At 46.3% G+C, this 20891-nt stretch carries 20 protein-coding genes; 14 read left to right on the top strand and 6 right to left on the bottom strand.

All coding sequences use genetic code 11. The features are described 5' to 3' along the window. Positions 1 to 10 precede the first annotated feature (10 nt). The 11 genes from MBO_RS00100 to MBO_RS00050 all read left to right on the top strand — a co-directional run bounded on the left by MBO_RS00100 (position 11) and on the right by MBO_RS00050 (position 11066). Positions 11 to 1192, top strand: coding sequence for an NRAMP family divalent metal transporter (locus tag MBO_RS00100; protein ID WP_036361736.1), 1182 nt, complete (start codon positions 11 to 13; stop codon positions 1190 to 1192). Between the two features lie 2 nt (positions 1193 to 1194). Beyond that, on the top strand, positions 1195 to 1605 hold the full coding sequence (locus MBO_RS00095) for an acetyl-CoA carboxylase biotin carboxyl carrier protein (RefSeq protein WP_160169643.1): 411 nt from the start codon (positions 1195 to 1197) through the stop codon (positions 1603 to 1605). A 285-nt stretch (positions 1606 to 1890) separates the two neighbouring features. Continuing rightward, positions 1891 to 2292 carry a hypothetical protein gene (locus MBO_RS00090; RefSeq protein ID WP_152545061.1) on the top strand — a complete coding sequence of 134 codons (402 nt, stop codon included), beginning with the start codon at positions 1891 to 1893 and terminating at the stop codon, positions 2290 to 2292. A gap of 279 nt (positions 2293 to 2571) precedes the next feature. Further along, a complete protein-coding gene (locus tag MBO_RS00085; protein ID WP_036361728.1) occupies positions 2572 to 3507 on the top strand; it encodes an alpha/beta fold hydrolase in 936 nt (311 codons plus the stop codon). A gap of 81 nt (positions 3508 to 3588) precedes the next feature. Next, entirely contained in the window at positions 3589 to 4407 is an 819-nt protein-coding gene (gene dapD, locus MBO_RS00080) for a 2,3,4,5-tetrahydropyridine-2,6-dicarboxylate N-succinyltransferase (protein ID WP_036361725.1), read from the top strand. 114 nt (positions 4408 to 4521) lie between these two features. After that, positions 4522 to 5241, top strand: coding sequence for a 7-carboxy-7-deazaguanine synthase QueE (gene queE / locus MBO_RS00075; protein WP_036361722.1), 720 nt, complete (start codon positions 4522 to 4524; stop codon positions 5239 to 5241). Positions 5242 to 5328: 87 nt separating this feature from the next. Then, positions 5329 to 5598 (top strand): DNA-directed RNA polymerase subunit omega, encoded by a 270-nt coding sequence (rpoZ, locus tag MBO_RS00070; RefSeq protein ID WP_036361719.1) that lies wholly within the window; start codon positions 5329 to 5331, stop codon positions 5596 to 5598. A gap of 232 nt (positions 5599 to 5830) precedes the next feature. Further along, entirely contained in the window at positions 5831 to 8032 is a 2202-nt protein-coding gene (locus MBO_RS00065; protein ID WP_036361716.1) for a RelA/SpoT family protein, read from the top strand. Positions 8033 to 8129: 97 nt separating this feature from the next. Further along, positions 8130 to 8309 carry a hypothetical protein gene (locus MBO_RS00060; protein WP_036361702.1) on the top strand — a complete coding sequence of 60 codons (180 nt, stop codon included), beginning with the start codon at positions 8130 to 8132 and terminating at the stop codon, positions 8307 to 8309. 47 nt (positions 8310 to 8356) lie between these two features. Beyond that, a complete protein-coding gene (locus MBO_RS00055; protein WP_036361700.1) occupies positions 8357 to 8740 on the top strand; it encodes a RidA family protein in 384 nt (127 codons plus the stop codon). Between the two features lie 43 nt (positions 8741 to 8783). Beyond that, the gene (locus MBO_RS00050; protein WP_036361698.1) at positions 8784 to 11066 is read left to right on the top strand and encodes a primosomal protein N'; all 2283 of its coding nucleotides are present in this window, start codon (positions 8784 to 8786) and stop codon (positions 11064 to 11066) included. Here MBO_RS00050 and MBO_RS00045 read toward each other — a convergent pair whose 3' ends face one another. Further along, entirely contained in the window at positions 11067 to 11798 is a 732-nt protein-coding gene (locus MBO_RS00045) for a TraX family protein (RefSeq protein ID WP_036361696.1), read from the bottom strand. It lies immediately after the preceding gene. A 1-nt stretch (position 11799) separates the two neighbouring features. Then, positions 11800 to 12741 carry a DUF2628 domain-containing protein gene (locus tag MBO_RS00040; protein WP_036361694.1) on the bottom strand — a complete coding sequence of 314 codons (942 nt, stop codon included), beginning with the start codon at positions 12739 to 12741 and terminating at the stop codon, positions 11800 to 11802. Between the two features lie 94 nt (positions 12742 to 12835). Between MBO_RS00040 and trmB the strand changes: the two genes are divergently transcribed. From trmB to MBO_RS00025, 3 genes are all read left to right on the top strand, one after another. After that, the gene (gene trmB, locus MBO_RS00035) at positions 12836 to 13693 is read left to right on the top strand and encodes a tRNA (guanosine(46)-N7)-methyltransferase TrmB (protein ID WP_080702115.1); all 858 of its coding nucleotides are present in this window, start codon (positions 12836 to 12838) and stop codon (positions 13691 to 13693) included. 629 nt (positions 13694 to 14322) lie between these two features. Further along, positions 14323 to 15411 (top strand): recombinase RecA, encoded by a 1089-nt coding sequence (gene recA, locus MBO_RS00030; RefSeq protein WP_036361692.1) that lies wholly within the window; start codon positions 14323 to 14325, stop codon positions 15409 to 15411. Positions 15412 to 15455: 44 nt separating this feature from the next. Further along, complete coding sequence (locus tag MBO_RS00025; protein WP_036361690.1) at positions 15456 to 16394, top strand: regulatory protein RecX; 939 nt, start codon at positions 15456 to 15458, stop codon at positions 16392 to 16394. Here MBO_RS00025 and MBO_RS00020 read toward each other — a convergent pair. From MBO_RS00020 to MBO_RS00005, 4 genes are all read right to left on the bottom strand, one after another. After that, a complete protein-coding gene (locus MBO_RS00020; protein WP_227712633.1) occupies positions 16391 to 17269 on the bottom strand; it encodes a PHP domain-containing protein in 879 nt (292 codons plus the stop codon). The genes MBO_RS00025 and MBO_RS00020 overlap by 4 nt on opposite strands. A gap of 58 nt (positions 17270 to 17327) precedes the next feature. Continuing rightward, positions 17328 to 18476: a cell division protein FtsZ gene (ftsZ, locus tag MBO_RS00015; RefSeq protein WP_036361673.1), complete on the bottom strand. Its 1149-nt coding sequence runs from the start codon at positions 18474 to 18476 to the stop codon at positions 17328 to 17330. Positions 18477 to 18515: 39 nt separating this feature from the next. Then, positions 18516 to 19811, bottom strand: coding sequence for a cell division protein FtsA (gene ftsA / locus MBO_RS00010; protein WP_052585169.1), 1296 nt, complete (start codon positions 19809 to 19811; stop codon positions 18516 to 18518). Positions 19812 to 20021: 210 nt separating this feature from the next. Further along, on the bottom strand, positions 20022 to 20891 hold an 870-nt coding region (locus MBO_RS00005), incomplete at its 5' end, for a cell division protein FtsQ/DivIB (protein WP_052585168.1).

Raw genomic sequence — 20891 nt, 5'->3', positions numbered from 1 at the left:
AGGAAATTTTATGAAAAACACTACCCAAAAATCCGCCATCTTAGGCGCTGCCTTTTTGATGGCGACTTCTGCGGTCGGACCTGGATTTTTGACCCAAACCGCCACCTTTACCGAAAAACTGGGGGCAAGTTTCGGCTTTGTGATTTTGGTCTCTATTTTGATGGATATTGGCGTACAGCTCAATGTTTGGCGAGTGATTGCAATTTCAAAAATGAAAGCTCAAGAAATTGCCAACCTTGTCCTACCTGGCATGGGCTATGTTTTGGCAGGACTGATTATTATGGGCGGACTTGCTTTTAATATCGGCAACATTGGCGGTGCAGGTCTTGGTGTGCAGTCGGTCTTTGGCGTCGATCCTGTTATCGGAGCGTTGGTCTCTGGCGTGATTGCAGTGGGAATCTTTTTGAGCAAAGAGGTAGGCTCTTTGGTGGACAAATTTGCTCAATTGATGGGCTTTGTGTTGATTGCCCTGATTATTTATGTGGTTTTTAATACCGATCCACCTTTTGGCGAGGCGGTTGTTCGTACGGTTGCTCCTGAAAAAATTGATGCGATGGCGATTGTAACTTTGGTCGGTGGTACGGTTGGCGGTTATATTACCTTTTCTGGGGCGCATCGTCTGCTTGATGCAGGCATTACAGGCAAAGAAAATCTTTCTGCCGTCTCAAAAAGCTCCATCAATGGCATCTTGGCAGCGTCCGTGATTCGTGTGTTTTTATTTTTGGCGTGTCTTGGTGTGGTGAGTTCAGGCGTTGCCATGATGACAGATAATCCTGCCTTGACACCTTTTGTTCACGGACTTGGCGACACAGGTCGTGTGATTTTTGGCGTGGTAATTTGGGCAGCGTCCATCACTTCGGTGATTGGCTGTGCTTATACTTCGGTGTCGTTTTTGACCAATTTCCATGCAGGCATTGCCAAACATAGCCGTTATTTTATCATTGGCTTTATTGCTGTCTCAACACTGGTCTTTGCTACGATTGGCAGACCCGCCCAAGTGCTTGTTTTGGTTGGCACGCTAAACGGTTTGGTCTTGCCGATTGCTTTGGTGGTGATTTTGCTTGCCGCTTACAAGAAAAACATCATTGGCGATTATAAGCACCCTGTTTGGATAGCTGTCTTTGGTTGGATTGTGGCGGTTGCCATGTCAATCCTAAGTGTGATTACCATTTTTAAATATTTGGCAGGATAATGATGAATTCCATTTCTTTTGATGATATACAACGCTTTGTTACGCTTGTCTCACAAAGCACGCTGGCAGAAGTTGAAATCAGTCATGGCACAAGCAAACTTAAGGCGGTCAATCATATGACCACCCTACAAGCACCTTGTGCTGTGGCTATGCCGACTACACCAACTCACGAAATCCCAAGCCCAGCAATCAATCAAAACACCATCGTCTCAAAGGCGGTGGGTGTTTTGTGTCTTGATGGCATTGCCCTAAAAGCAGGCGACACCGTCAATGTGGGCGATACTGTGGCAGGTGTGTTGGCACTTGGGGTTTTGACACCGATTGTGGCGGACAAAGCAGGCGTCATTGAATCATTTTTGCTCAATGAAGGCGATAAGGTAGAATGGGGGCAGGCAGTGATTGATCTGGCCTAGCATTGAAATCACAAATGCCGACATTAAATTTAAAAACATCACACCATTTGTTTGAATGCTTTATCGGGAGAATTTCTTAAATCCTGATTGACAAACAAAAGGTACTCCCAGAAAATTAAAGCAAAAATACACTTTTGTTTTAAATAATAAAAAACCGATATAATAAGTTATGTCGGTTTTTATTTTACAATTAAGAAATAAAAGCGGTTCGTTTGGCATTGGGTTTTTAAGAGCGTATCACAATCCCACATTCACCAATATTAAATGATAAAAAACCAATCAACCATGCAAAATAACAAAATCTATACCGTAACAACCCCTTGTGCAAAAAATCACAAAAGCAACATCTCTCTTACTTTATTGGAAGTGGCATTTGATTTGTTTGACAAAAATAAACTTTGGGATACACCTTGTGCGATTTGTGGTGGTAAAATAGAAAGTGTGTCAAAATCCAATTTTGAAATTACTGATGAGCTTTTTAATATTTGGACAAATAATCCTGATTATCAATTTTCAGAAGGATTTTATGAAGATTTAGACCTTGCCGAGATGAAGTATTTGCCAATGCTTTTAAGGGCGATTGATGATAAAAATTTTCCAAATTCCAAAAAGGCGGTGGTTGTCAAAGCATTGTGTGCGTTGTGGTATAATAATTGTGAATTTCCCAAGAGCGATTATGCACATTAGAACTAAGACAAATGCGTGAAAATAGCGAAATTTTAAAGCCTATTTTATCAGAAAGAAAGACATTACTTTGTATTATAAAGACTTGATGCGGGATTATATCTGGGAAGTGGTTGAAAAATTATTGTAGGCATGGTTGTTCATTTTTATGATTGATGCCACAAACAATAGACCATACCAAACACTTACACGCTCATGTCGGCACCAACACCGAGCGCAAAAAACCCAACACGTCGGTAAAAAATTTTGTATAATAATAAAAATTAACAACTGTACACAAAAATGACCCAAACCATTCTTTCATCAAACGGCATTCACCGCCTGCATCACACTTTTTTTATCCCCAAAGGCAATATCACCGCCACCTTGCTTATCGTGCATGGCATGAGCGAGCATAGTGGGCGTTATGCTAAGTTTGCCCAGTTTCTGGCGGATAATGGCGTGCTGGTGGCGACTTACGACCAGCTTGGGCATGGGCAGACAGTTAAGGACAAATACGAGCTTGGTTTTATTGACGAAAAACACCCCATCCAAGCCCTGTGCAAAGACGTGGTTATCATGGCGGATAAACTAAAAGACAAGGCACGCACGCTGACCGACCGCCCCACGCCTCATTACATCATGGGACATTCTATGGGGTCGTTTGTCGTGCGGACGGTGCTGACCCACCACGCCACAAGCTTTGACGGGGCGATTATTATGGGGACGGGCAACAGCTTTGGGCTTATCAACCGCTTTGCTCTAACCGCACTTGGGGCGATGAATTACATAAACCCAAAACGCCCCAACGCCCGCTTTGCCACATTGTTAAACCACTATTTGCTCTCGCAAATCCGCTCACCCATATCGGCATCGCCTTTTGCGTGGCTGACCGAAAACACCGACAGCATCAAAACCTTTGAAGCTGATCCCTTATGCGGTTTTGCATTTAGCAATAATGGCTTTGTCGCCTTGCAAGCCCTTATCAAAAAAGCCACATCGCCCACATGGTATGCCCACACGCCCACAGATTTTCGCATTTTACTCGTCAGTGGCAAAGACGATCCGGTTGGACGCATGGGGCAAGACATTGATGAACTTCAAAGCGAGCTTATCCGTGCAGGGCAAAACGTCTGCACGCACCTATATCCCAACATGAGACACGAGCCACTACACGAGACGGATAAAGATAGGGTGTATGGGGATATTTTGGCGTGGCTAAAAAAATCACACCATTGACAAAACCAATCGAAAATCTCAGTAAAATCAGTTTAAATTGTGCTAGAATAAAATGTTTTTTACTTCACTTAGGAAATTATTATGTCTTTACAAAACATCATCGAAACTGCCTTTGACAACCGTGCTAACTTCGGTGCGACCGACTGCCCGTCAGACGTGCGTTCTGCCGTTGAAGAAGTCTTGGCAGGTCTTGATAATGGCTCACTTCGTGTTGCCGAAAAAATTGACGGCGAATGGGTGGTTCATCAATGGGTCAAAAAAGCCGTACTATTGTCATTCAAAATCAATGATAATAAGCCGATTGAGTCTTGCGATTTACGCTTTTTTGACAAAGTAGATACCAAATTTACCGATTGGACGGAAGAAGATTTCAAAAACGCAGGCGTGCGCGTCGTTCCCCCCGCGGTGGCTCGTAGAGGCTCATTCATCGCCAAAAATGTCGTGCTAATGCCGTCTTATACCAACATCGGTGCGTATGTGGACGAAGGCACCATGGTGGATACTTGGGCGACCGTTGGCTCATGTGCCCAAATCGGCAAAAACGTCCACCTATCAGGCGGTGTGGGTATCGGTGGTGTGCTAGAACCCCTACAAGCAAACCCGACCATCATTGAAGACAACTGCTTTATCGGTGCTCGTTCTGAAATCGTGGAAGGCGTGATTATTGAAGAAGGCTCGGTCATCTCAATGGGTGTGTATATCGGTCAATCCACCAAAATCTACGACCGTGAAACAGGTGAAATCCACTACGGACGTGTGCCAGCAGGTTCGGTTGTCGTACCAGGTAACTTGCCAAGCCCATGCGGAAAATACAGCCTATACGCTGCCATCATCGTCAAAAAAGTAGATGCTCAAACTCGCGCTAAGACCAGCCTAAACGACTTGCTTCGCACCGAGTAATTTTTAAGATTTCAAAATTAAAGCCGTCCTTTTTTAAGGGCGGTTTTTTATACAGTTCATAGCATTAATCATAAAAATCCCTTATAATATTAAGTTTTGCCAATTTTAATATCAATGCCAAATTCCACCCGTTTACGCAATACCTTTATCCCCACCACCGACCCGTCTGCAGGTCTTCGTTTGACGGAGATTTTTTATTCCTTGCAGGGTGAAGCCTTAGCGATGGGTTTGCCGACCATTTTTATTCGCCTGACAGGTTGTCCGCTCCGCTGTGTCTATTGTGACACGACTTATTCATTTACAGGGGGCGAGCGTTGGGGGCTTGATACGATTTTGGAATATATCAAACAATACCCTTGCAAACGCATTTGCCTAACAGGGGGTGAGCCACTTGCCCAGCCCAACGCGATTGCCTTGATGAAATTGCTCCTTGATAATGGTTATGAGATTTCATTAGAAACCGCAGGGGCGTTGTCGGTCAAGGACGTGCCAGTAGCGGTGTCAAAGGTAATGGATCTAAAAAGCCCGTCATCGGGCGAAGTGCGTAAAAATCTGTGGAAGAATTTAGAATATCTCACCAACAATGACCAAATCAAAATCGTCATTGCCGACCGTGCCGATTATGACTGGGCAAAAGAAATGCTACAAAAATACGAGCTTGATAAAAAATGCGGTGTGGTGTGGTTTTCGCCCATGTTTAACATAGATGAGCGTAAATCGGACGTGCCAAATTTGGCAGTAGAGCTTGCCGAATGGATATTGGCGGACGGTTTGCCTGTGCGCTTTCAATTGCAACTGCACAAAATCATCTGGGCGGACGCTAAGGGCAAATAAGCCTGACAAAATACTTTAAAAGCTGAATTGAATTTGATACAATAAGCGCTTATTTTTCCAAATTCGTCCAATTAAAAGAGAGTAACCATGGCACGAGTGACCATTGAAGATTGTCTTGATAATGTTGATAATCGCTTTGAGCTAATTTTAGTGGCAAGCAAACGTGCCCGTCAGCTTGCCAAGGGTAGCGCTGAGCCTACTGTTGCGGTTGATAACGATAAGCCAACCGTGCTTTCCCTGCGCGAAATCGCCGCCGGCAACGTAACGCGCGACATCCTAGATGAGCCAGAAGAAGAAATCGTCATCAAAGTTCCTGAGCTGATGGATTTTTCCAAGCTGACTCCTGCTGATTTTTAATTTTAATCACAACGATTGATTTAATTAAAAATCAAAAACCGCATCATCAAAATGCGGTTTTTTTAATGATAAATCAATCATTTATCACACCCACTGGACATTCATTAATAAGCTGAATACCACAATGATAAAAATCAATAAATCAAGCTATTGACAATATGGTCAATACTTGATATTTATAATGGTTTTATGGTCGCGTCTGCGTCCTTTTGTTTACGAGTTAAGAGTACCTATGCTAGCCAACTACCGCCCGCATGACATCCCTACCCATTTAAGCCATCCCTTGGTTGATGAATCACGTGACAGCTTGATGCGCTCGGTGAGTTATTTGGACAAGGTGGAACGCCAAGACGTCCTGCGCGCCTGCCATTTTGGTGACGTGGCGCACATCAAGGACAAGCGTAAATCAGGCGAGCCGTACATCACCCACCCGATTGCCGTGGCTGAGATCTTGACAGGCTTTCGCCTAGATCGCGATACCATCATCGCTGCCATCTTACACGATACGGTCGAAGATACCGACGTGACGGATGAGATGCTCACTCAGGAATTTGGCGAGACGGTGTCACGCTTGGTAGATGGCGTAACTAAGCTTAAATCATCAAGCATGAATAAGCAGCAGAGCCAAGCTGCGACATTCCATAAGATTCTAACCGCAACACTCATCGATCCGCGCGTCCTAATCATCAAACTCTCCGACCGACTGCACAACATGTCAACCCTTGACGCTGTCAGCGAAGAGAAACAAAAACGCACCGCCAGCGAGACGCTTGATTTTTATATTCCGTTCGCGCGCATCATGGGATTGAACGACATCGCCGACTACATTGAGCTGCTGTGTTATCGCAACCTAAACCCCGAGATGTACACCAAGTTCACCGATAAGCTACTACAGCACGGGCTTGGGCGCAACTTCCAAAAAATCGAAATCAGTACCTATCTGCAGAATCTACTTAGCCATCTAAACCTAAGCGGTCACGTTCAGGTACTGGATAACCGCACCTCAATGTATCGCCAATTTTTCAAAAACCGCGGCGAGATTAACCGACTCATTCGCCAATACGACTTTGAAGTGGTGCTAGATAACATCGAATCGTGCGATAAATTGGCGTTCTATTTGGTGCAAAAATACGAAATCAGCAACGACCAGATTCGTGATAACATCCGCAAACCTCAAGCGGGCGGCAATCAATCACTAACGCTGATCTATGAGCGTGATTATAGTCACATCAAAATCACCCTACTTACCAAACGCATGCAAGAAGCTGCCCGTCTTGGTATCATCAGTAACGACAAAGGCGACATCAGCCAATCGGTCATCCAAGCAAGTCTTCGCAACATGCGCGATCTGGCAAACAGCAAATCCGGCCAAGGCAGCCAAGAAGACACGGAGCGCTCTGTCGCCATCATTAACGAGCTGCTTAATTACCTACATGAACGCAAGATCGTCTGCTACAGCCCGCAAGGCCGCGCTTATGAGCTGCCGCGCGGTGCCACGGCGCTAGACTTCGCCTATGCGGTCGGTCCTGCCATCGGTAACATCGCCACAGGTGCAGACATTAACGGCGAGCATGGTAAATTGGGATTGGTACTGGCCGATGGTGACTCGGTGCATATTGACACAGACAAGAACGCCATGCCAAGAGCCGACTGGCTGGGATTCGTCGCCACCAACAAAGCACGTAGCGAAATTCTAAAATTCCTAAAACACCTGCCAGAAGACCAAAAAGAACACGCAGGCAAAGAAGCCCTAACGCGCGCCCTAAGTGCCTATGACAAGTCGATTGATGACATCACCAAACACGAATGGTCTGATATCTTGGCGTGGCGTGGCGTGTCCGATCAGCGTGAGATATTTTTGCAGATTGCGACTGGCTCGCTATTGGCTCAGCTGGTAGTGTCTCGACTGTTTAGCGAAGAAGTAGACATCGCTGATGGCAATGAGATCACCCAATCCAAGCACCTGATCGCAGGCGTAAAAGGTGTGGAGCTCACCTTTGCCAAATGCTGCAACCCCATCTATGGCGACCATATTGTAGGACATCTGTCAGCACGTCAAGGCTTGGTGATCCACCGCCACAAATGCTACTCGCTAGATGCCATCCGCGCAGACAACCCCTACCAGATCATCCAAGTTCACTGGAAAGGTGGCGTGAAGATCGATCATAATGCGCACCAGCTGCATTTCTCAGCGACTTTGCGAGTGTTCGCGATGCTCAACGAAGAACAGATCAGTCAGGCGATCTACGAGCTGCGTGCACTTAACATCGGCGTTGAGAATACTTCTGTCAAAGCCGATGATAAAGACAAGAACAGTAAAGTCGGCACCACCACCTTAAATGTGGTCGTGCGCTCACGAACCCACCTAGAAGAAGGTATCCAAAGATTGCGTCAGATTCTAGGTTATCCGAACATCATGCGCTTATACCAGTAATTTAGGCTTTTTTGGACAATATTCAAAAACCACTTGAATTACAGGTGGCAATTGATTTATGATAAAGATAAGTAATTAACCATACAGAAGGTGTATTATGTGCTGTAATATCGATCTTAATTCTAAAGCAGAAGCGGCGCATTTTTTGGGTAAATGCGAACCAAATATCTTACCTAAGACTGCCGACAATGTGGCAGGCAATATCGTCTATACGGACAAGCCTGCGATGAGCTTGTTTGATAAGTTGGTTGCTTATTTTAGGCGCACCAAAGCCTAATTATCCCGATTGATTGCTCATAAGTTATTAAAAATCAAGGACATCTCATGGCAAAACAAATCATTCATACAAATGATGCACCAGCAGCAGTTGGCACATACTCCCAAGCAGTGAAAGCAGGCAGCACCGTCTACATCTCAGGTCAGTTAGGCTTAGATCCTAAGTCAATGGAACTAAAAGATGGCTTTCGCGCGCAAGCTGAGCAGGCTTTTGATAATCTAGCAGCCATCGCCAAGGCTGCGGGTGGCTCATTGAATGACACAGTTAAATTTAACGTATCTTTGACTGATTTGAATGACTTTGCTGTGCTGAACGAAGTATTTAATGACAGATTAAGCTCGCCTTATCCTGCGCGTGCCGCGGTTCAAGTGGCTGCTCTACCAAAAGGTGGTGTGGTTGAGATCGAAGCCGTCTTACATCTAGACACTTAACTTAAGATAACATCGGGCTTGGTCATCGCCAAGCCTTTGGTTTATGCATCATACCCTAGTGCGCATCGCCCTGTCGACCCCTTTGTATCGGCTATTTGACTACCTATGTCCCAACGAACACCTCATAGATGGTAATTTACCGTCCATCGGTTCTCGCGTGCGTGTGCCTTTTGGCCGCCAAGACTTGGTTGGCATTGTCATTGCGCACATCGATCCATCGGATACTGACGTCCCACATCATAAACTAAAAGCCATTTACGAGTGCCTAGATGATCACGCCATCTTAGATGATACATTACTTGATTTGGCAAATTGGCTCTCTACCTATTATCATTATCCACTGGGTGACACCCTGTCTGTGATGTTGCCAAGCTTGATTAATCAAGGCAAATCCCTCACGCAAAAACTCACCTTCTGGCAGCTGGCTGATTCGGCGATGGATGATGATTTTGTCACAGCCAATATCAGTAAAACCGCCAAAAAACAATGGCATATTTTTAACACCATTAAAGACAGCGCGCCCAGTATTAACGAGGCGGAGCTGCTACAGCTAGGCGCCACCAAAGCCCAGTTAAACACCCTAAAAGACAAAGGGCTGATTCGTTCTTTCATTCTCACACGAGATGAGACACCCCTGCCCAAAGCGCCTGCCCTACTGGGTGAACCGCTCACTTTAAATGCCAAGCAGCAGTTGGCATTTGATGGTATTCGCTCAGCCATCGATGATGGCGTTTATCAGGGTGTGTTATTAAATGGCATCACAGGCTCGGGCAAGACAGAAGTGTATCTACATGCGATGTGGTATGCAATACAGCTGGGCAAGCAAGTGCTGATCTTAGTCCCCGAAATCGGGCTAACCCCACAGACCAAGGCACGATTTAGCTCGCGTTTTGACGCTCAGATTTGTGTGCTACATTCTGGCATGAATGATGATGAACGCCTCGAGGGCTGGCAAGATTGCAACTCAGGGCGCGCTCAGATCATCATTGGCACCCGATCGAGCATCCTCTACCCCTTTGCCAATCTCGGTCTTATCATCATCGATGAAGCACATGACGGCTCTTATAAGCAGCAAGACCATCTTCGCTATCATGCTTCTGATGTTGCTTTATGGCGTGGTTTCCACCATAAGATCCCAACGATTCTAGGCACCGCCACACCCAGCCTTGAGCAGCTAAAGCTCTCCAAAGATGGTAAGCTCACAGAGTACAAGCTACCCACGCGTGCAGGGGCTGCTACCGAGGTTGTTATGCGCTTGGTTGACATTCGTCTTGGCACTCGCTCGATCGTGCAGACTGACGGCACACCACAAGAGACTCTATTGCCTGATGACAGCATTCTGCATATCAGGCGTTGCCTTGAGCTTGGTGAGCAGGTATTGATTTTTTTGAATCGTCGTGGCTACGCGCCTATCTTGATGTGTGATGCCTGTGGTTGGCAGGCGGATTGTCCGCACTGCGATGCACATCTAACAGTACATAAGCATCCATTTAATCACTTAAAATGCCATCACTGCGGCCATCAGACGCACGAACCACAGACCTGCCCAAATTGTAATAGTCGCAACCTGCAGACATTAGGGCTAGGCACGAGCAAGCTGTCTGAGCAGCTACACGCCCTATTTAGCAATCCACAGACGAACCACCAAACTTATCCCATCTGGCAGATTGACCGCGACACCATGCGCAAAAAAGGCGCTTGGGAGGCGATGTATCAACAAATCCTGACAGGCGAGCCTGCGATATTGGTCGGCACGCAGATGATTGCCAAGGGACATCACTTTCCGAATGTAACACTGGTGGTTGTGATTGATGCGGATTTGGGGTTTTTGTCGCCTGATTTTCGCTCACCAGAGCATACCGCCCAGCGCATCATTCAGGTGGCAGGACGTGCAGGGCGCGCCCACAAACCAGGCAACGTCATCATTCAGACACGCCAACCTGATAACATTCTACTGCTAACCCTCATCAAGCACGGCTATCTGGCATTCGCTGACACGCTATTAAAGGAGCGTCAACTGTTGGGCTTGCCGCCGTACAGTCACGCCGCACTGATCCGTGTAGAAAGTCATGATCAGACACGCGCCCGCGACGCCATCAGCCAGATCGCAAGAGAGCTGCCCGACACGCCAAATCTTGCCAAAAGTGGCGCCATCGATGCACCCATGAGCAAAAAAAACAACCGCCATCACACGCAGTTGTTATTGCTCGCAAAAGACCGAAAGACACTTCATGGCGTCTTATCAGAACATTGGCAACGACTACTCAATCTACCAAGTGTTAAAGGCGTCAAAGCCACTCTCGACATCGACCCAATGGGTTGGTAGTCACCCCAAGGCATAAGCCAGCAGTGCGATGATTAATAGATGCACCGGATAAAACCAATAAAACAAATACCTACCGCCGAAGCTTGATCCTTTTTCACCATTAAAATAATAAATCATCGCAGCAGCCAGCAGCATGCCAAAATGCATGTAGCCAAGACCCACCGTCCGCTCAAATCCATAGGTCAACACATAAAACGCAGGACAAGCCAGCACGTAGGCGATGATGAGTTTTCTTGTGTCATGATAAAAATACGCAAACAGCAGCGCCATCGCCACCAAAGCGAACCCATAATCAAATGACTGCACAACAGGATACATTAGCACAATCAACACAAGTTTAACGATTGTGCTGTGAGAGCTATGATAGACGATGAGCGCCATTAACGCACAAAACAAGGTAAATAGTACGTTACCATGTCCATAATCCTGCCATGGCACGCCTTGTAATATCGATTCAATGGACAGGCTAAACATCCAATAAGGCAGCTGCGCGATCAGCGCAAAGACCAATAGCCGCCTAGCATAAGCCACGACATCATGCGTATGATAATACCCCACCACCAGCAGATAGACCATGATGGGCGCAACCATACGGCCAATGAAGTGCAGCCATTCGGACAGATGGCTATCCACCTTTAAAAACGCCCACGCCACATGATCAAGCGTCATCGCCAGCATGGCAAGACACTTAATCACGAAGGCATTTAGTCCTCCAGATGCCCTATCTGACATGCTAACCAACACAGCTTTTTGGGTGGCGCTTTTTGTTTAGCGATGTTTGACATCGCCATATGTGCTGTCCTTGGTCATTCTTGGTGTGATAGATGACTAAGGTCTCACCATTTAGGTAACGCACTGGATAATTCGCACCCGATACAGTGGCGACAATTGCACAATCCGTCTGCACGCCTGCCACGCGATCTGTTACCACCATGGAGACGCGCTGATTGTCAGCAGAGACGGGCAGATTAACAGGGCATTGATGGCTGGCATCGTAGATCGCTGCGACGCGTTTTTGTACAGCGTTGGCAGAACGATAGCTTTCAAAGATGACTTCTTGTTCTTTTTGCATGGTGATGATCGGAACGAACTGACCGATGATGATTGAGAGCATCACTCCAAATATGGCAAAGGCGATACTCATGCCCACAAGGCTGGTGCCACCCTCACGCTTTAGGTGTGCTTTTTGAGATTCTTGATTGCGCGGATAAAAGTCCAGCACATCAGCGATCTCTCGGCGCGCCATGCGATAATAATACGCATCTGCCCATCTGGCCACCATGGACGCCCAGAACAGCCAAACAGAGCCACCTACGATGACGCGCGCCCACATTTGATATTCTTCGGGCAAAAACCCGATCACCGTAAATTCAAATACCGCTAGTATAATGGCGATATTCACCTTAATGAACGACCAGCCTGCCACGCAGTACACCACGCAGTCCAGATAACGCTTGCGATAAAGCAGCCACCCAAAGGTACAAAAGAACGCCGCCCAATGCCAACGCGCATGCAGCTTACCAGCATGATCGAATTCCTCGAAGCGCTTTAGGTAATACTTTTGAGAACGCAGCCCGATGAACCATTTGTCAAGCTGAGTGCGCTCATTAGGCGTCAGATGCGCCTGATAAAATGGCGGTGGCGTGGTATCTTCTAAAAATGGCAGGCGAATCATACATCTATCATAAAATCGTTTGCGGTTATGGTTGGCTTGGCTTATAATTACCGAGTTTAACCTATCATTTTACGACTTTTTTGCCAATAATACCATGACCCAAAAAGCAGAATTTCTCGCACCTGTTGGCGGTGATCGCCAAACCCCCGACACAGACCGCGACACCATCAGTGAACAGATCAGCCGCCTAAACCAAACCCCTGAACAATTTCGTCAAATCGACACGTTCATGAAGCGTCGCACGCACATGAGCCAATCAAGCGAAATCGCCCTAACCTCTGATGAGTACGCACCTTATATCATCAATCAAGGCTTTGAGCTTGGCAAATTGGGTGATGTCAGCGATATTCACAATCTAAGAGTTTATTTTAAAGACACGCCAAACGGCGAGAATGCGCCCATCACGCTAGAAATTGGCTTTGGCATGGGTGACAGCCTAATTGAGATGGCGAAGAACGACCCAACGCGCAACTTCGTTGGCATCGAAGTGCACGAACCCGGCATCGGGCGCACCGCCTACATCGCCCACGAGCTTGGACTGACCAACCTCAAGGTACTAAGCGGTGATGCCATCGAGCTACTGACGAATCTGCCCGAAAATCACCTTGATACCGTTCAGCTATACTTCCCAGACCCATGGCAAAAAAAGCGCCATTACAAACGCCGCTTCGTCACCACGCACCGCATGGAAGTCGTGGCTCGCACGCTAAAGGTAGGCGGTATTTTCCACGCAGCCACCGACTGGGAGCATTATGCCCTATGGATGCTTGAAGTGCTTGATAATATGCCTATTTTTCGTAATACCGCAGGTCAAGGTAACTTCACCCCGCGCCCAGATTTTCGCCCTTATACCAAATTTGAAAAGCGCGGCTTTGATTATGGGCGCAGCTCTTGGGATCTCATCTACCAAAAAAGTGTAAAATCCCAAAATCACCTCGAAGACGGCATTTAGTGTCGTCTTTTTTATCCATCACATCAACGATCAAATTTCACCCAAATCATGCTGTTTCACAAAAAATTACCTTTGTCATATTTGTGAAACATGCTGATTTTAGCGCAAAACTTATCCTTTAAAAAAATCTTAAAAATCAGCTAAAAATTGAATCTCATGTGTGCAATCCTTTGAGTTTGTTGGGCTTGAAATATTATCCACAAAAACTGTGGATAACTTTGTGGAAAAGGTGAACTTTTGGTGAGCAACGCTATATAAATAGGCGCTTTAACCGTGCTGTCATAAATCCACAATTATTGTAGATAAATTTTATTTTATAAATAAAATCAATAACTTATGAATTTATAAAATTAGATATTGACAAATCTATTTTCATAATAATGCATTTTATTAGGCTGTACAATGTTCCACAAATTGTTGTATTTTTTGATGTGGAACTTGTGGATAACTTTTATTTTTGGTGATTATATTAGTCCCAAATTTAAGTTTTATCATCCCATATTTAATGCAAACTTCAGGCATAAAAACACTACGATAAATCGTAATTTACGAACAAAATTATGTTATAATAAACAAGAATTTATTGGATGTTTAACATCTTACTTATTAATATCAATTAGGCAAAATATATGAGCACAAAAGCGAAGGATGCGACCACCAGCGTCGATGAAAATAAAGAAAAAGCACTCAAGGCGGCACTTGCACAGATCGAGAAAAGCTTTGGTAAAAACACCATCATGCACCTTGGTGACGAGTCAGCAAAAATCGACGTGGATGTGGTCTCCACAGGCTCATTAGGTCTTGATATCGCATTGGGCATCGGCGGCTTACCAAAAGGTCGTATCATTGAGATCTTCGGCCCTGAAAGCTCTGGTAAAACCACCCTCACCCTACAGACCATCGCCGAATGCCAAAAGCAAGGCGGCACCTGTGCATTCATTGATGCTGAGCACGCTCTAGATCCAATCTATGCGCGCAAGCTAGGCGTGGATATTGATAAGCTGATGGTCTCACAGCCCGACAACGGCGAACAAGCCCTAGAGATTGCCGACATGCTGGTGCGCTCTGGCGCGGTGGACATGATCGTCGTGGACTCTGTGGCAGCACTCACCCCAAAAGCTGAGATTGAAGGCGAGATGGGCGACAGCCACATGGGCCTGCAGGCACGTCTGATGAGTCAGGCACTGCGTAAGATCACCGGCAACGCCAAGCGCTCCAACTGCATGGTGATCTTTATTAACCAGATTCGTATGAAAATTGGTGTTATGTTCGGTTCACCTGAGACCACGACAGGTGGTAACGCGCTTAAATTCTACGCCTCGGTGCGTTTGGATATTCGTCGCACAGGCCAAATCAAAGAAGGCGAGGACATCGTCGGTTCAGAAACCCGCGTCAAAGTCATTAAAAACAAAATGGCACCTCCATTCCGCCAAGCCGAATTCCAAATCATGTATGGCGAGGGCATCAACCGCCTAGGTGAAGTTGTGGATCTGGGCGTAGACATCGGTGCGGTTGGCAAATCTGGCGCATGGTACAGCTATGGCGAAGGCAAGATCGGTCAAGGTAAAGCCAATACCGTCAAATACTTGGCAGAGAATCCTGAAGTCGCACAAGAGATTGAAAACAGAATCCGCCAAGAGAAAATGGGCAATACCGCGCCCATCAACGAATCTCACGCTGATGATGGTGAGCCACCTGAATTCATCGAAGGCATGTAAGATGACGACCTGTTTTAAGGTTCGATCTGGCGTGACATCTTAGTATGACCACCATCAAAACATTGGCAGAAATATTGGCGGATATGGGCGAACCTGTATCCGCTGATTCACCTGATGGTAATACCCACCAACCATCAACTAAAATCAAAAAAACACAATCTACCCAATCGGATAATCCAACCGCCAGGAAGTCAACCCAAAACCCTTGGCAGGATTTTCATGAATTGACATTATCAGAACCTAAGAAAACCCGATTGTCAGACAATGATGCAATTGATGAACCTGATCTGCCAACCCCATCCAATACATCCAAAAAACACAAGTCTCGCAACAAGCCCAAAGCGGTCCCACAGCCAAACATGACTCATGTCTTGGCAGATAATAATCAAACCATTTTGGATGAGAGCACCATCCAAGCTCTTCAAAAAGTTGACATTGAGCCGGTTTACCAAGACGATAAAACAGTCAACAGGCTAAGATGGCTTGCTTTTTATTATCTGTCCAATCGTGAGTTATCACAAAAACAGCTGCGTCAAAAGCTGCTCGATAAAGACTGCGACCCTGACATGGTCTCGGATTTATTAGATGAATTTGCTGATAAAGGCTATCAATCGGATGAACGCTGCGCCCACATGCTGATCCGCGAAAGTGTGCGCCGTGGACGTGGCAAAAGACACATCAGTCAAAGCCTAAAAAAAGCCGGCATAGACTTGCCCTACTCGCTTGATGAAATCATCGATCAAGCAGGCATAGAAAGCATCAGTGACGGCACCATCTTAGACGATGAGACAAGTGCTCAAAGCGAGATCAATTGGCTAAAACTCGCCATAGAAGCTCGCTGCAAAAAATACGGCAATACCACCCCAAAAGACCCAAAAGAAAAAGCCCGTCAATTGCGATTTTTGCAATATCGAGGCTTTGAGATGGGGGTATGTTTTGATGCACTTAAATACACGCTTGATCATTTGGATGAACTGATCTAGAAACGCTCCCACACAGCGATCTGACCTGGCTTAGGCTTAGCAGTCACCCCAAGCCTGCGCCAAGGCATATTATCACCATGATAGTCGCTACCCACTGATACCATAAGTCCCTGTTCGACGATACATCGATCAATCATTGCGCGCAGGCTCATTGGTTCATTATTTGGCAATTCGCACCCATCGCCGCCCATCTGAGCAAAATCCTCAATCAGCCTTCGCGTACGTGTCGCTGATAGTCCATAGCGAGTCGGGTGCGCCAACACAGCCAAGCCACCACATTCATGAATCAGCTTGATCGTCCTTGCCATGGTCATGGTCTCTATCTCGACATAGGCACATTTGCCATCCGCCAGATATTTATCAAAGGCAGCTTGCACGCTGTGGACGAATCCCAGCTCATGCAGCACCTGTCCAATATGCGCTCGACCAATGGCTCGCGGGTTATTATCTGCTTTGATTAATACTGCCTGCCACAAAGTCTCTGTGAGCGTCTCACTGTCATCATCGGTTAATATCTCGCCCAATTTCTCAATCATCCGTCGCCCGCGATGATGGCGGCTATCTTGTAGCGCCTGAAGAGCTTCATGCATTCTTTGAGTGTCGGCGAAATTCAATGCGACGACATGGATGATTTTTTGTAGTTCTTTATTTTTGCCATACCCACCTGCCAGAGCATGTGCGCAACTGATCTCAACACCATTAATTAGACGAATGCCGCACTCTTCTGCGGCTTGCTTCGCTTCTGCCACGCCTGCAATGGTATCGTGATCTGTCAGCGCAAAAGTCTTGATGCCAGCATCAAACGCTTTTTTTACCAGAGCGGCAGGTGTGTTGGTGCCATCTGATGCTGTGCTATGGCTATGTAGATCTATCATATCTATTCCCAAAAACAAAAGCCCCATACATGGTATAGGGCGATTGCATTGACATTGATTAGTCGTTTTTGTTTTGCTGCTGCTGTTGTAGGTAGTTGCCCACACTGATTGGCTTAGTCATTGGGCGTGGCTGAGCTTGAGGCGCAGCTTGTTGTTGTGGCTGTTGGCTGGCAATCGCGCTTACATGATCTGCAGGTGCAGATTGTTGATTGGCTAGCTGGGCTTTAGGACGCTCGTCCACTGTTAAACCTGTTGCAATCACGGTTACATAGATGTCATCACCCATTGACTCATCGTCCACAGCACCAAAGAAGATGTTGCCCTCATCGATGTTCGCAATACGGCTAACCACTTCGGCAACTTCATACGGTTCGCTCATGCCGATGTTCGCACCCACGATATTGATAATCACGCCTTGAGCGTTCTTCAGTAATAGATCGTCAAGAAGTGGGGAGCGGATTGCTTTCTCTGCCGCTTCTGCTGCACGACCTTCGCCACTGGCGCGGCCAATACCCATCATTGCATGGCCTTTTGCTGTCATGGCAGTGTGCACGTCATTAAAGTCGATGTTAATCACACCAGGCTCACGAATCGTGCGAGTGATGCCATCAACCGCCTGCAGTAGAACGTCATTCGCCTTGGCAAATGCATCTTTCATGGTCAGACCGCGATAGACTTGTAGTAGTTTTTCGTTTGGCACTGTGATGATTGAGTCAACGTACTGAGCCAGCTGATCAATACCCTCTTGAGCAAGCTTAGCACGCTTACCACCTTCAAATTTAAATGGTGTGGTCACAACTGCAACGGTCAAGATGCCTTCTTCTTTGGCAATACGAGCAATCACAGGAGCTGCGCCCGTACCTGTGCCGCCGCCCATACCAGCAGTGATGAACACCATGTCATAATCAGAAAGTAGCGCACGAATTTCAGCTTCGTCACTCTCAGCTGCTTCACGACCCACTTCAGGGTTAGCGCCGGCACCCAAGCCACGAGTTAGCTCGCTGCCAAGTTGTAGTTTGTTTGGCGTGGTAAGCTTGCCAAGTGCTTGACGGTCAGTGTTCGCCGCCACAAAATTGATGCCAGTAACGTGTTGATTTACCATGTGCTCAACTGCGTTGCCACCGCCACCGCCAACACCAATAACGATAAAACGTGCTTGTCCATCTGAATCAAACTGTGTGTCATCTGACATGCTGTACTTAACCATAACTTACTCCAAGAATTTGAAAATCATCGCCCAAAGGCACTAAAACCATTTTTTGATTTGGTTGGTGAATACCCGCCAACCTTCAGAAACTTTATTTGTCAGCTTGTTTTGAGCTGAAACCTCGCCATAGCTGTCTTTGATGAATTGTTCGCCATTCTGATAAAGTAGCGAACCTATCACGCTGTGCAGCTTATTATCTTTTAGATAACCATTAAGTAGCGCAATATTGTCATCGGTTAGATTTTTTGGACAAATGCTGACGCATCCATTCGTGGTCATCATACGAACCGGCAGACCCCATTGACGACCCACAAAATAGCTAAGCCCGTCAATCTGAGTGGCGCCGCCTGCCAAGACAACACCCGCTTCGATCTGCGATGACAGGCCCAAATCATCAAGGCGCTTACTGATGCGCATAAAAATATCATCATAACGCGCCGCGATCACACTACTCAATCGACGCAAGCTCACCGTTGATTCTCCTCCCAAGCGACGCTTTAGAGTTACAAAAGCTGCACGCTTAGCAGGGTCGAGCTGAACAGTGCCCTGCTGATGCTTTAGACTCTCAGCTTCAGACACCGACAAGCCAAGCTCTGTCGCAATGTCAAAAGTAACCGTCTGACCACCCACGTCCAAACAATCGGAAAACAAGAGCGAACCACCACGATACACACAAACTTTCGTCGTACCCAGTCCAATGTCAATAAAACAAACACCGCGCTCTTTTTCTTCTTTGGTTAGGGCATATTCAGCACTGACCACGCCATCAAACAAGGTCACCCCTACCGATGCCTCTGCTGAGTTAACCACATCAAGAATCTGCGCATGGTAATTGGCAGGCAGCGCCATGACATGGTTTGCTACGCTAATCTCATTGGCGTGCATGCCAATTGGATCTTTAACCTCTTGGACGCCGTCTAGATAACTTAGCAGCTGACATGATTGCAATAACTTATAATCTTCAGCACGCAGCTTATCAGCAATCAGCTCTTTGGCGCGATAAAGATCGCTTTGTTGAACTGTGGCGTGCGCTCTGCTCTTGTGCAAGCTAAGCTTTTGCATGTCGTTCATTGAGATCATGAGGGGCGATGCAAACGATAAGCACACCTCATGGATATTCACCCCTGCCATGTCGCCAGCTTCTTGCAGAGACTTATAAACCGCACTTAATAAGTGCTCACGACGTTCGATCTTACCGCCAACGAATGCATCTGTGCGCGCCAAACCCACCGCCGAGACCTTGATCTTTGGCTGTTCAGGCGTACCTGTTGCATAGCCGACTACTGTATAAACAGCAGTTGAACTCAAATGCAACGCAACCTGTAGGTCTGACATAACTACCCTCAATTAACCGGCAAAACGCCACAAAAAAAATCTCAAAAAACCACAATAACCATCGACTTACGTCGCACGTACAAGCTTTGTAATATTTTAGCATTGATGATGATTTTATAAAAGAGCAAAGCCCATAAAAAATCAGGGATTTATTTCCCATTTGAGCAAAAATCAATCGAAATTAAACGCTTTTTAAAAAAACATTCTTCATCAAGAAGTTTTCAAGCCTAAATCAGACGGTTTTTGAGGTATTCCAGCAGTTTTCCAAGCAATGGCAAAACCGTTTTTATAGCGCAAATCTACCGACTGAATTTTTGGCAATTCTTTGGCAAGACTGCCCGCCAAAAGTGAAGACAAACTAAACAGTTTTTGTTCGGTGTTCTCATGATCGACAATCACACGAAGCCCGTTATCAAAACGGATCAGCCAAGTCTGGCGTGACGTTAATGTCATGTCCTCTGCCGTTATACCAAGCGGAGAGAACCATTCATTGACTCGCTGCATCTGGCGCATCATGTCCGTTGCATCATTGGTGTGACCGCTGTACAGATGAACCAGATTCTTATCCATTAGCTCGTGCTCATCAGCCGGCACGAACACCGCACCATTGGCATCAAGCAGATGCTGACTACCGAAATTAGCCACCGCACGTCGCGGCACGACAGAGACAATAACGCCTTGCTGCCAATCGCGCTTAACGCTGGCACTCTCAACCCACGACAGGCTAGACACTACTTGATGAATACCCATCAAATCCGCGCCAAAAAACTGAACCCGCCCAAATGGTGCGGTCGCGGTTTTTAGCGAATTGGCCTGAGATTCGGTCAAATTACTCAATTCTAAGACAAGTGGGCGTTTTGGCGCCTGCTCAATACCCTTCATCGCTACAACAATCAAGCCGCCAAGTACAATGGCTACCATGAGCAAAATCTGCCATAGTTTTAGAACTCGACGCGCATTTTTAGTATTGACTTGGGAATTCATGGGGAATTTGCGATAAATACGATAAATTTTCATATAATAACGCATTTTATCGATAACACCAAGCAAAATATCAAACAAAGCATGATTTTTTACATC

The organism is Moraxella bovoculi 237 (assembly GCF_000696305.2).
Classification (GTDB): Bacteria; Pseudomonadota; Gammaproteobacteria; order Pseudomonadales; family Moraxellaceae; genus Moraxella; species Moraxella bovoculi.
Note: the sequence above shows the minus strand (reverse complement) of the source record. Positions and strands in the feature narration are given on the sequence as shown.